This is a genomic window from Limibacter armeniacum (assembly GCF_036880985.1).
GTDB classification, from domain to species: Bacteria; Bacteroidota; Bacteroidia; order Cytophagales; family Flammeovirgaceae; genus Limibacter; species Limibacter armeniacum.
Genome location: NZ_JBAJNO010000008.1, coordinates 2,332,378 through 2,344,732 on the forward strand (window position 1 = coordinate 2,332,378; position 12,355 = coordinate 2,344,732).

Below are 12,355 nucleotides of genomic sequence, written 5' to 3' on the forward strand. Positions count from 1 at the left end.
ACTAAAGTCCAATATTGTGTTTGATGTAAGTAATGGTTTCTTTTTTAATGTTTTCCTCATTAAGGAATAGGTTATCAGTTAATTATACAAAAATAGGGTAAAGTCAAGACAATGTTATTGATGTGCGATTTGATTATTAATAATGGTAAATACACTTTTTAACGTCTATTATCAGGTAATACCTTATGTAAGGTCATGATTGCCCATAATTTATCTCAATAATTATTTGAATAGTTTAAGGCGCAATTTGAAAAACGGCAATCCTGTAATAAAGTGAAGCATTTTAAAGAGCCATTCTTGACGGAGTGTTTTCACAACTTTTGGATTCCAATTATTTCCCTTAAACCTTACAATTAAATGGCACATTACAAGCCTCCCATTTACATCTACAATCATTGCACAAAGCACCTAGCCAGGACTGTATTTTCTTCCGCTCACAAGTATGACATAGCTTCAGTATCGACTTCCTTGAGCCAACATATTCCTGAGGCTTGGAGATTTCCGATCATTGACTGCTACTCAGAAAATAGCGGAACAGGTGCTTATGATTTCAATGAAGTAACCTTTGTTTGGTGTGATTACTCCAAATCATCTACAGACCTGACAGTAGAGTTGTTTGGTACATTTGACAAGCTGTATAAGGCTATTCCACTTAAAAGGGTTGAAAAATCAATGTACTACACAGTCTCCCTTAAGATCCCTAAAGGAGAAGTACACTACTACAAGTTCAAAGTCAATGGACAAGTGGTATTGGATCCCATTAACCCTCAGCGACACACAGATGAAGGTGACAACGAATGGAGTCAATTTTTTACGGACATGTGTAACCACCTGCTGACTTTTGAAAAATGGGAAGCGGACTTGTTGCAGAAGATAACACAGCACATTCTGCCTTTCAGGACAACCAATGGCAAACGGTTTTTGGACTATTATTACCATGCACTGAGTAATAGTGGAAAGCGAACAGCATCTAGGTTGGACGAGACAGTTGGGGTTGTCAATTTCATTGATAAAGTGTTGACAAGAGAAGAAACGTATCACTTGGTAGATTACCGTATCTGTCTGGAGGTAATTGATAGGCTTCTCCGCAAACGGAATCCGTTTATTGATCCAGTTGAGATGGGAAGTGAGATTTATGAAACACTGTACGATGAAATGATGTCAGGACAGTTTATCCCTGATTGGGACTACAGTAAGTTCAATAACCCTCAATACTTTATGGAACTGATCAGGCGCCACACTTTTACAGGAGCATTCTGTCACCCTCGATATGGAGGAAATATTGGAGCCGCTGGTTGGGAATATATCAGTGAGTCCAACAAGGATGCAGAAGGAAATACACTTTTTAATTGGAAACTGGCCATTGAACAGCCATTTGGAGAAAACCTTGAATACATCTCTTAACACATAAAAGAATCATGAACCAAGAATTTGATATCATTATTATCGGCAGTGGTGCTGGTGGGGCTCCTATTGCTCAAGAAATGGTAAAGAAAGGGAAATCGGTGTTGATGTTGGAAAAAGGTCCCTTATTTCAGCCTCAGTATCTTTCTGACTCAGGCGTAAGTGACTTCAGAAGAGACGAATTGTATGCAACAGGACCTGAAAAGAAAATTACCTTGGATGTCTCCAATAAAGGGGAACCATATTATTCAAGCCACGTTGAGCCTGACCTAAACGATGAACCACATATCTACAGACACGGAGGAGCTGTGGAAGAAGACAGAGCCACACTTGAAGGATATACTGCCCAAGTGGTAGGGGGTGGGACCCAGTTATATGGTGCCGTATCGCTTCGCTTTGCAGAAAATGATTTTAAACTGAAATCATATAACGAGAACAGAGGCTATAACCTGAATGGTGATCCAAATGGAGATGTAGACAGGGAGGTAAGAGATTGGCCAATCAGCTATCAGGATTTGGAGCCATATTATGCCAAGGCAGAAGAACTCATCGGTATCAATGGTACTTACGAGAAACAAGGGAAGCCATTTTCCTCAGGCAATAAGTATCAGACGCCACTGGCTCCAAACCCTATCAGTCAGTTTGTCAAAAATGGGATGGAAGCCAAAGGAATGGATTGGTACAGAACTCCTTTAGCGGTTATTACGGAAGACCATCAGCCAAGTGGCAGAAAGGCAGGGTATGCCAAAACAGGCTATGTCAACAGGTATGGAGATCCAATGGGTTTTAAGTCCAATACATGGGTTGCGCTGTTAGCACCAATAAAGGATGAGCCTAATTTTGATCTCAGGTGTAACTGTACTGTAACACTTTTGAAAAGTGAAAACAGGAAAATCAAGGAAGTCGTTTTTCTGGATGAGAGTGGTGAAACACAGACTGCCAAAGGTAAGGTTGTAGTGGTTGCATGTTCGGCAATAGAGAGCACAAGGTTGCTGATGCTGTCAGCGCAGCATGACAAAAATGGGTTTGGGAAAATCGTCACCCAAAGTGGAACGAATGACCTGTTAGGGAAATACTTTCTTACACACTGTTTTGGAGGAGCGGAGACGACTGTACCAGGAAAGTACGACAAGTCTATATCCTTGGATAGTGATTATGCAACGGACTTTGCTTCCTCAGAAAGCTTTATGAAGGAGAAAGGGCTTTGGGCTGGTGCGGCTATTTATAACAACACGTCCGATCAGGCACTTCCAATTTCATTGGCTCGTACACATGCCAGTCAGGATATTGATACTATCTGGAAAGGGTTTGTAAAGAACTGGCCTGAGTCAGGAGAAACACCAGGAGTTGGAGAAGATCTTTCAAGATGGATTGGGAATAATTTCGGCACAAGGCTGTCAGTCAGCTTTATGGCCAATCAGGTACCGCTAAAGGGAAATCGGATTGAGTTGCATCCAAACGTAAAGGATAAGTGGGGAAGACCTGTCGCATATATTATCAAGAAGTGGCATGAGCACGACAGATACCTGATGGATACGGTTTCAAGTGTTTGCAAGGATATTCTGATTGCTGGTGGCGCTAATGCTGACCGTCTAGGATCAGGAGGTGTGTATCTGTCTGAAAACTCAAGGGCACGTATCGCCAACCACATATTGGGAGGTGCAAGGTTTGGAGACGACCGAAACGATTCTGTATTGGACAAAGACTGTAGGCTTTGGGATGCTGATAACCTCTTTGTAACAGATGGGTCTTTTATGCCTACTTCTGGTGGTGCAAACCCAACACTGACTATTCAGGCAAACGCTTACCGCATTGCGGATATTTTAATCCAAAAATACTTGAACTGATGAACCCTCAATTTGACGAAATATACACCTCACCTGAAAATCAGGTCTTCCATGTTGTGTTCTATCCTGACAGGATTTACCACGCACGATACCTCAATGCTACTCGCAGTAAGCGATACCGCTATAATGTTACAGAAGTACGAGGCAAAGCGGACTTTATAGTAATGAAAGGACAGGTCTACCTAGATGGTAAGTTTTACTCAAACTTTATCAGGATAGAGTATAAGGCAAGCCGTCTGCTTGAAAAAGCAAGGGAGAGTAAAAGGTTCCTTGCTCAGTCAGTGATGGCATGGGTCAAGTTGCACCATAAGGATGGACAACAAGCAGAAGCGACAATAAAGTTACACTATTGCGAGTGGGTTAAATCTTATCAGGTGGAGATTTGGGATAACTTGGAGCCTCCATTCAATAATCCTCACGACATCAAGGTACTTGACTTGGTCGGTTATCAGGGAGAGATCACGAAGGTAAAGCCCTTTACCAATTTGATTAAGGAGGTTAGTGATGTAGGCAAGGTTGAAATAGCGTTCCGTGAAAACAATATCAACTTCCCAATGGGATGGGCTATTACGGATATGGATGCGCAATGGGACAATAACTTTGGAAGAGGTATTCAGGTGCCAAATACCCTTGATCCAAGTAATCAGCAGAATACGGTAGAAATGAAAAATTACATGGTTGACTTCCAAAGGGCATATTTTCTGGAAGCAGAAAATGTTCAGCCAGTCCGCTACAGAAATGCGATGATGAATGATGACAATCCTGAAAGGTTTGACAACAACATTATAGAAATGAAGTGGATGTTGCAGCGAGAGCTGGGAGGTAATCTGGTATTTTTCCATGAGGTGACAATTCCGCCGCATACGGTAGAAGGTACCCACAGGCATATCGGAAGCGAGGAGCTTTATTATATCGTGGAAGGAGAAGGAGTTGCTTATATCGGTGAAGGTGATGACCCTAAGGTGGATGCTGCTTATGAAACAGTCAACACTTCCATTTATGGTTTGGAAAACAGGAACTGTAAGGAGGTACCTGTTAAGCCAGGTGCAGTGATCTATACCAAAAGTGGAGGTATTCATGGTATCAGAAATTTAAGTGATAAGCCACTCAAGTTTGTAGCTTTCCTTTATCACAGTGCTTAACCTAAAAATAGAAAACCAATGACGGCTAATCAGAATGAATTTCAGAGCGCCCCTTATATTGACAGCAATGATGACATTTTTATAAGTGCTGAAGGAGGCGCTCCCAATTATAATGTCAAAAACCCTGTCTGGAAATTGGCAGGGCTTGTTCAGAAAGTGGACATGGCGGCAGAAAGGGAGTTTTATTTGGGAGACAGTCTTGACTACCTGTTTCCTTTCAGGCATTTGGTCTTGTACAATGAGGCAGGGAAAGAAGCGGGGCCTGTTGTAGAACCAAGAGACCAAGACAACAAGAATGATTTTCAGAAGCAAAACATCAAGGACTTTATAATTGAGCATTTTTATTTGGTGAGGGGGTATGCAACAGTGGAAGGAAAAGCATATCCATTTCTGAAGGTTTCTTATGACGCTGGAACGGGAACGCCTCTTTCTGAAGCAACTGGACATAATCTGGGTAAGTACCTGCATGTATGGTTAAAAGTGAGGGATAATCAGGTAGCAGACTTGATAAAGTTGCCATACAATGAGGCAAATGATCGCTATGAAGTGGAGTTGTGGGGATTTACCGATGGTGACTTATACAGTAAGCTTGATACGAAGGGGCAAAAAGCAATGGAAAGGGAAGGGATCATCATCAGGACTGACCTGATTAAGGGAAGTGCTTTTGACTTTACTAGAGAGCGGGTAGAATCCATGAAGAAGACCTATGTCATGTCAAAGGAACATACGATGCATCCTATTTTACCATTACCTGTGGAACTGGCATTTACGGATGTGAATGAAAGACATTGGGACTCTTTAGATGGAAGAAATTACCGAGTGGTTTTTAATATGCTTTTCAGGGGATGGAACAATTACATTCAGGGAGGTGTATCAGCTAATCCGCATGGTGGTGTTGGACACCTGGAATTCCGTAACCTGTTTTCCAATTATTTTACGCATACCAATCACCTTGGAAATGAACTCAAAAAAGATGTCTATTCCTGGAACTTTGATGCACATGGCAATCGGTCTGAAGAATACTTTACGGAAAAATTTATGGCTGTAGAGTATATGGATTTGCATATCCTTAAGTCAAACTGTGTCATAGGCATTCATAGGCATCGTGATAATCAGGAGATTTTCATGATGATGAAAGGTTCCGCTATGATGGTTACAGGAGATTGGATCAAGTTTCCAGACAGGATGAGGGCATTTGAAGTAAAAAACATGAGGGAAGGAGACTTGGTCTTGTGTAAAAATGGAATGTTACACAGCCTTGTCAACCTGACAGATGAGGATATACAACTCTTTATGTTTGGAGGGTATGATTAATCCTCCTTTTGAATAAGATTCGGCGTTTCAGTTTTATACTGTTATTTTTTATATGGTCTGTATATCCAATGCAGACCATTTTTTAATCCCACATCCACCATTCTGCCTTGATACCAAGGTAATGCCCCCATCTTTTTTCTCCTGCAAACTGTAAGTATGGTGAGTAGAGTGTTTCCTTGGCCTGATCATTATAGCGAGCCAATGAAAAGACAAATCTCAAATGAGGTCGTGCCCATTGGCTTCTTTCCTGTGTCGGGGCAATTGTAGGTGCCAGACTGAACTTTACAACAGAGGCAGGGTCTATGGTACCATCCTTCCTTTGGCTATAATGCAGCTCCCAAAAAAGATGGAACAGGTCAGTCAGGTAGTGAGTTGCTCTTCCGCCTATCGTAAAGTCTTCCTTTTTGTTGAGGACTTCTTGTCCGAGGAACGTTGGAGCCATATCATTGCTTTTAGCAGCGCCTTTACTTTTTGTATAAATGATATATCCTGCTGTGGTCAGTTTGGGGTTAAGGTTTAATACCGAGTGAGCTACAAATGACCATGAATAGGCACCTTCGAACTTTTGACTGTTAAGGTCAGGTGCTCCAAACGTTAGGTATGTTCTGGATACTCCTCCATCGCCTCCATTGGCAATTCTACTTCCATACCGTAAGCTAAGGTTGCTATAAGAGCCATCCAGTAGTGTGCTGTGTATTTTGTTTAGTCTGGCCCCCAATACCCAGCCATTGTCTGATGGATAATTGACTAGTTTTCTAATGCTGTCAGGGAGTACTTCAAGGTCTTGGTCATTGGCATTTTCCAAGTGTTGGAATTCAAGAAGACCTGTTACGGTACTGTATGGAGTGATAGGAAAGTCTTGTTCAAGAGCATATACAAATCGCCCTCTTAACGCCAAGCTGGGTGTTCCACTCTGGATATTGATAAAGAATGAAGGCGGAAGTGTTGAGGCGGTATCTGTCGAGGAAACAAAGATAGTGGTGAATCTTGTGTCTTTGTATTCGACTCCAAAACCTTGTCCTGAGTGATCATTGAAATAGAAGTGGTCAGCAATATGGACATCTTCACCTCTGTAGAGTCTGGCACCAACCCATACGTTGAGTGGCAACCCTTTGATATCTCTGGCAAGTACAAATATTTCAGGTACTGCCAATGTAAGTCCTTGAAAACTGGAACTGGAGGTGTTGCCAAATAAGTTTAGGCTTTGGGAGTAGACCGAAAATCTTGTCTGGACATGGATATCTGTGGAATCATTATTTTTAGGCTTGAATTTTATGACATTTACAAGCTCAAGGTAATCTTGCTCTTCCATTCTTCCTCCAATACTGCCCATGTTCAGTAGGTTCAGCTTTTGACCAATGGAACCATTGTTTTCATAGTTCCATCCAAAACCGACACGACCATAGCCGCCTAAAGCGATTGCTTTATTGTTTACTAGCTGATACTGAATCTGCGCCTGAGATAAATGGCTATAAAAGGTAAGGAATATGAAAAAGCAGAGTAGTGCTTTCTTGTACATGTGGTTGGGTTGATAAAAGTGGTGATAAGGTTCTTTATTAATTTACAATATCACATTCAAAACACCACTACTCAGTATGGCTAAAACAGTTAATCCTATTTAATAAGCGGTTGATATTGTTGGTAATTGACCCAAAAAATGCGGATTGTATATCAAAAAAGGGATATAACAGGAGTTCTCTTCAGTCTTTACATTAAAATGAATGAACAACTGCTATTGGAATAGCGTGTGATTATTACTTTATTTTAACTGTTATTTTTACAAATATTAATTAAAAGCATATAACTATTCAGTGACCTTCTTATATTTATCGGTCATGAAACAGGCAATCAACAATACAATCTATTAAACTAACCAATATGGAAACCTACGCTAAAACCTTATTGTATGCGATACCGGGCTTTGTTGTCCTGATGCTGATAGAGGTCGTTTACGGTTATGTGAAAAAATACCAGACTTTTAAAGGAATGGATACAGTCTCAAGTTTGAGCTCAGGATTTACCAATATCCTGAAGAGTACACTCGGACTTACCGTTGTAATCATTTCCTATGAATGGATCGTCGGGCGAGTGGCCCTGATAGAGGTAGAAAGCAGCTGGCTTGTTTACCTTCTAGGCTTTATTTTTATTGATCTTGCAGGGTACTTATGGCATAGGGTCAACCATAAGGTCAACTACTTTTGGAATGTTCACTTGATTCACCATAGCAGTGAAGAGTTCAATCTGGCATGCGCCCTACGACAGACAATTTCCAATGTTTTTGGATATTATGCACTTTTCCTGTTGCCAGCAGCACTGTTGGGTATTCCTCCAAAGGTAATTGCCATCATCTCTCCATTGCATTTGTTCCTTCAGTTCTGGTACCATACCAGACATATCGGTAAGATGGGCTTTCTGGAATATATTATTGTGACTCCTTCACAGCATAGAGTTCACCATGCCATCAACCCTGTTTATCTGGATAAGAACTTTGGACAGATATTCTCCATTTGGGATAGAATGTTTGGTTCATTTCAGGAGGAGCTGGATGATGAACCTTGCGTCTATGGCATCACAAGACCTGTGAGTACTTGGAACCCTATCAAGATCAACTTTCAACACTTTTGGCTGTTGATCAAAGATGCTTGGAGAGCAAAAAGCTATTGGGACAAACTTCGTATATGGTTTATGCCTACAGGCTGGAGACCGGAAGATGTAAATGAGAAATACCCAGTTCATTATATCCAGAATCCACACGACTTCGAGAAATATGGCATAAAACTCTCAAATGGACTGATCGCATGGACGTGGTTTCAGTTCGTTGTTTGCTTTGTATTGCTGTTGCATATGTTTGCCCACTTTGGGGCAATCGGTTTTCCAAACCTTTTGTATTATGGAGCTTTCTTGTTTGTAGCAGTTTATGGGTATACTTCAATGATGGACAAGACATGGGACGGCTTTCTAGCCCAGATGCTTTATGGCATTGGAGGTGTTGCATTTATTGTCATAAATGGAGACTGGTTTGGTATCAATGATCTTTTCCCTCAAGCTGATTTTGTGCTGTTATCATATTTTGCACTGACTGGAATTGGTGCACTTTATTTCAGCTTGACAGAATTGAAACAGGACAAGCAGCCTACTAAAAAGCTGGCAGTCTGACTTTTGATAACATCTTCTAAAAGTCCCGATCGGTTTTGATACTGGTGGGGACTTTTCTTTTGAAATAATAATTCTTACTGTTTGAACTTATTACCAAACATAATCAGATTAAAAAGTGTTTATTGCGAGGTTTGCGGGAAAAAAACCGGCAAACTATTTTGCTATCGACCATGTGACAATGTGGATACCTTAGATTGCTATTCACCTTATAGTCCAGTGCTTTTGCTCGTGCTTTATTGTAGTATTATCTGATTCCATTTTTTACAGTAAGGGACTGCGGCTCTGAAAAAAGTCTTAAGGGGGAGTTGTCACATAGGGAAAGGTCTCATAGCCATATTCTTTGTTCAATTTCAAACAATATGACTTATGAAGAGACTTCTTTCACATTACAAGTCAACACTATCATTGGGAATCCCAGTGATACTCGCCCAAATGGGGCAAATCTCGGTCGGAATCGTAGACAATATGATGATCGGGCATGTCGGTACACAGGAACTGGCAGCAGCCTCCTTTGCCAACACCATCTTCGGACTGACCCTTATTTTCGGGATGGGGTTTTCCTTTATTTTCACACCACTTATTGGAGAAGCTTTCGGGCAACAACAGCACCAACGAATTGGTCTTTTGCTTAAAAATGGGCTGGTCAGCAGTTTGCTGGTAGGTTTGGGAATGATTTCACTTCTATTGGTGACCTCTCTGATGATGGATAGAATGGGACAGCCAATGGAAATTGTCCCCGCATCCAGAAGCTATCTGCTAATCCTGACCTCAACAGTATTGCCTATGATGCTTTTCTATACCTTTAAGCAGTTTGCTGAGGGGATAGGAGATACCCGTACTTCTATGGTAGTCATGCTGGTTGCGAATGTGGTCAACGTGATTGGTAATTATATCTTTATCAACGGTTACCTTGGTATGCCAGAAATGGGATTGATGGGTGCAGGGATAGGGACTGTTATGGCAAGGATTACGATGATGGTAGGTGCCATAGGCTGTTTTGTCTACCGCAATCACATGAAAGTGTTTGTTACGCCATTTAAACAAGCTCAAGTAATCGTAAGTGAGTTGAAGGAAATGGCAAAAATGGGTATACCATTGGGAGCACAAACCGTGATGGAAGCTTCTGCATTTGGGCTGAGTACAGTGATGATGGGCTGGACAGGAGCAGTAGGGCTTGCAGCACATCAGGTAGCTATCAGTATCTCCACTTTAGGGTTTATGATTTATCAGGGGATTGGAGCAGCTACTACCATCCGTATCAGTTTCTTGAGAGGGAAGCTCGATTTTGAAGGGATAAAAGATGCCTCCATTGCTTCTATACATATCACAATGGGTTTGGTACTGATACTGGCATCTTTCTTCCTGATAACAAGCAATTGGTTACCTACTTTATATACGGATGACCATTCGGTTATTATGTTGGCTAGTAGTTTTATGTTGGTGTTGGCAGCATATCAGTTGCCGGATGCCATGCAGATAATACTAGCATCTATGCTGAGGGCAATGTCCGATGTGAAAATACCTGCTGTGATTACATTTATCTCTTACTTTATCATCAGTCTTCCGGCAGGGTATCTGATGACTTTCCAATTGGGAGTAGGAGAGATAGGAATCTGGTATGGGTTTCCGATAGGGCTAACCATCTGCTCAACCCTGTTTATCTTTAGGTTTTTGTTCGTTTTGAAGGAAAAAAGGAAGAAAACAGTGGCACAATATCAACTTTAAGTACAAAGGCACTCAAAAATGGGTGCCTTTTGTGTTTATAAAATGAGGATAAACTTTTAGGAGTTGGACAATATCAATATGATCAGGGAGTGACGAAATTGTCACACTAATTTTATTGTGAAATTTTTTACTAGAAAGGATTTTAGAGTTTACCCATTGTTGTTTAGCCGTTTAAACAGCAGATTCAAAATGTTATTTTGATAATTTTTATGAGAATAATATTAAAGAGAATCAACAGAAAAGGATTTACAGAAGTAAGTATGTAAATTCGCAGAATCATGAAGTATGCAATAGTAGATATAGAGACTACCGGAGGGAACGCCAAAACAGGCAAGATTACTGAAATTGCGCTGTTTGTTCACGATGGTGAGAAAGTTATAGATGAGTTTACGTCTTTGGTAAATCCTGAATGTGATATCCCACCGTTTATCACATCCCTGACAGGTATTTCCAATAAGATGGTCAAGGATGCTCCAAAGTTTTATGAAATAGCCAAAAAGATTGTAGAGGTCACTGAAGACTGCGTGATTGTGGCGCACAACAGTGAGTTTGACTACAGCTTTATCAAGCAGGAATTTCAGCAGCTAGGATATAAGTACAGAAAAAATACGCTCTGTTCTGTGGAAATGTCAAGAAGGCTTATTCCAAATTGTCAGTCATACAGTTTGGGAAAACTTTGTAAGGAGTTGGGTATTGACCTAAATGGCAGGCATAGGGCTTATGGCGATGCTGAAGCAACAGTCAAGCTCTTTGAGATGATGCTGGAGAAAGAGTATGTACAAGCCGTAATGGATGAAGTAATGCGTTACGATCTGTACAATGCGAAGATCCATGCAAACATCAAAAGAGAGGTCATAGACCAGTTGCCTGATGAAACAGGGGTTTATTACCTCTATGATGAGAATGAAGAACTCATATACATTGGTAAAAGTAAAAATATCAGGAAGCGGATTCTTCAACACTTATCTAATACATCAACTCAACGTGCGCAACGCATGGCTAGGGGTGTCAGGAACATTGACTTTGTACTGACAGGAAGTGAGTTGATTGCTCTACTATTGGAGTCTGATGAGATCAAGAAACACCAACCAAGGTATAATCGGGCACAGCGCAAGACAAAAATCCATTTTGGCATCTACAAGGCTCTTGATGACAAAGGGTATATCAACTTTCAGGTAGCACCGATTGAGATGGGGGACCATCCTGTTACAACAGCTTTTTCTAGACAGGAAGGCACCAGATTGCTAGAGAAAATGAGTGAGCGGTTTAACTTGTGTCAAAAGTTGTGTGGACTGTATAAGGCAGAGAAATCTTGTTTCCAGTATCAGATAAAGCAATGTAAAGGAGCATGTGTACAGGAAGAGTCTGTGGAGAGTTATAACCAACGAGCGGAGAAGGCTTCACAGATTTTCAGTTATGGGGTATCTAACGTTATGCTGATTGATGAAGGTAGACATGCTGAAGAACGTGCTGTTGTACAGATTGAAAATGGGATGTATAAAGGTTTCGGTTATATCGAAGTGAACGGAGGCGTTTCTAAAATTGATGAGCTGAAAGCAGTGATCAAACCATACAAAGACAACAAGGATGTCAACAAGATTATCAGGGGATATCTAAGGAAAAAGAAGCTAGAAAAGCAGATACAATATTAGTATCCAAAGCATCTAAATATAGACGGACACAACAGTAGATTGTGTCCGTTTTTTTATGCTTTAAACTGACTTAAAAAGCCTTCATAAAAAAGTTCCTTCATGTAAGGTTTGCAGT

The 12,355-nt window shown here is 40.9% G+C and carries 8 protein-coding genes; 7 read left to right on the top strand and 1 reads right to left on the bottom strand.

Translation table 11 applies throughout. The annotated features are described in order from the left end of the window. Nucleotides 1-357 precede the first annotated feature (357 nt). Genes V6R21_RS15525 through V6R21_RS15540 form a run of 4 tightly spaced genes read left to right on the top strand, consistent with a single transcriptional unit; the run spans nucleotide 358 to nucleotide 5,707 of the window. On the top strand, nucleotides 358-1,404 hold the full coding sequence (locus V6R21_RS15525; RefSeq protein ID WP_334244545.1) for a gluconate 2-dehydrogenase subunit 3 family protein: 1,047 nt from the start codon (nucleotides 358-360) through the stop codon (nucleotides 1,402-1,404). 14 nt (nucleotides 1,405-1,418) lie between these two features. Next, nucleotides 1,419-3,251, top strand: coding sequence for a GMC family oxidoreductase (locus V6R21_RS15530; RefSeq protein ID WP_334244546.1), 1,833 nt, complete (start codon nucleotides 1,419-1,421; stop codon nucleotides 3,249-3,251). After that, complete coding sequence (locus V6R21_RS15535; RefSeq protein ID WP_334244547.1) at nucleotides 3,251-4,393, top strand: cupin domain-containing protein; 1,143 nt, start codon at nucleotides 3,251-3,253, stop codon at nucleotides 4,391-4,393. The genes V6R21_RS15530 and V6R21_RS15535 overlap by 1 nt, the downstream gene beginning before the upstream one ends. Before the next feature lie 18 nt (nucleotides 4,394-4,411). Then, nucleotides 4,412-5,707: a cupin domain-containing protein gene (locus V6R21_RS15540; RefSeq protein WP_334244548.1), complete on the top strand. Its 1,296-nt coding sequence runs from the start codon at nucleotides 4,412-4,414 to the stop codon at nucleotides 5,705-5,707. 82 nt (nucleotides 5,708-5,789) lie between these two features. Here the strand turns inward: V6R21_RS15540 and V6R21_RS15545 are convergent, their stop codons facing one another. Next, nucleotides 5,790-7,226, bottom strand: coding sequence for a carbohydrate porin (locus V6R21_RS15545; protein ID WP_334244549.1), 1,437 nt, complete (start codon nucleotides 7,224-7,226; stop codon nucleotides 5,790-5,792). Between the two features lie 359 nt (nucleotides 7,227-7,585). On the opposite strand from V6R21_RS15545, the gene V6R21_RS15550 reads away from it, so the two are divergent. The 3 genes from V6R21_RS15550 (at nucleotide 7,586) to V6R21_RS15560 (ending at nucleotide 12,240) form a co-directional block, all read left to right on the top strand. Further along, nucleotides 7,586-8,863 carry a sterol desaturase family protein gene (locus V6R21_RS15550; RefSeq protein WP_334244550.1) on the top strand — a complete coding sequence of 426 codons (1,278 nt, stop codon included), beginning with the start codon at nucleotides 7,586-7,588 and terminating at the stop codon, nucleotides 8,861-8,863. Nucleotides 8,864-9,229: 366 nt separating this feature from the next. Further along, entirely contained in the window at nucleotides 9,230-10,588 is a 1,359-nt protein-coding gene (locus V6R21_RS15555) for an MATE family efflux transporter (protein WP_334244551.1), read from the top strand. 278 nt (nucleotides 10,589-10,866) lie between these two features. Then, nucleotides 10,867-12,240 (top strand): exonuclease domain-containing protein, encoded by a 1,374-nt coding sequence (locus V6R21_RS15560; protein ID WP_334244552.1) that lies wholly within the window; start codon nucleotides 10,867-10,869, stop codon nucleotides 12,238-12,240. Nucleotides 12,241-12,355: the final 115 nt, after the last annotated feature.

Excerpts from the sequence above, each read along its gene's own strand:
- V6R21_RS15555 (WP_334244551.1), top strand. The coding sequence starts at position 9,230 with ATGAAGAGACTTCTTTCACATTACAAGTCAACACTATCATTGGGAATC.
- V6R21_RS15550 (WP_334244550.1), top strand. The coding sequence starts at position 7,586 with ATGGAAACCTACGCTAAAACCTTATTGTATGCGATACCGGGCTTTGTT.
- V6R21_RS15545 (WP_334244549.1), bottom strand. The coding sequence starts at position 7,226 with ATGTACAAGAAAGCACTACTCTGCTTTTTCATATTCCTTACCTTTTAT.
- V6R21_RS15530 (WP_334244546.1), top strand. The coding sequence starts at position 1,419 with ATGAACCAAGAATTTGATATCATTATTATCGGCAGTGGTGCTGGTGGG.
- V6R21_RS15525 (WP_334244545.1), top strand. The coding sequence starts at position 358 with ATGGCACATTACAAGCCTCCCATTTACATCTACAATCATTGCACAAAG.
- V6R21_RS15535 (WP_334244547.1), top strand. The coding sequence starts at position 3,251 with ATGAACCCTCAATTTGACGAAATATACACCTCACCTGAAAATCAGGTC.
- V6R21_RS15560 (WP_334244552.1), top strand. The coding sequence starts at position 10,867 with ATGAAGTATGCAATAGTAGATATAGAGACTACCGGAGGGAACGCCAAA.
- V6R21_RS15540 (WP_334244548.1), top strand. The coding sequence starts at position 4,412 with ATGACGGCTAATCAGAATGAATTTCAGAGCGCCCCTTATATTGACAGC.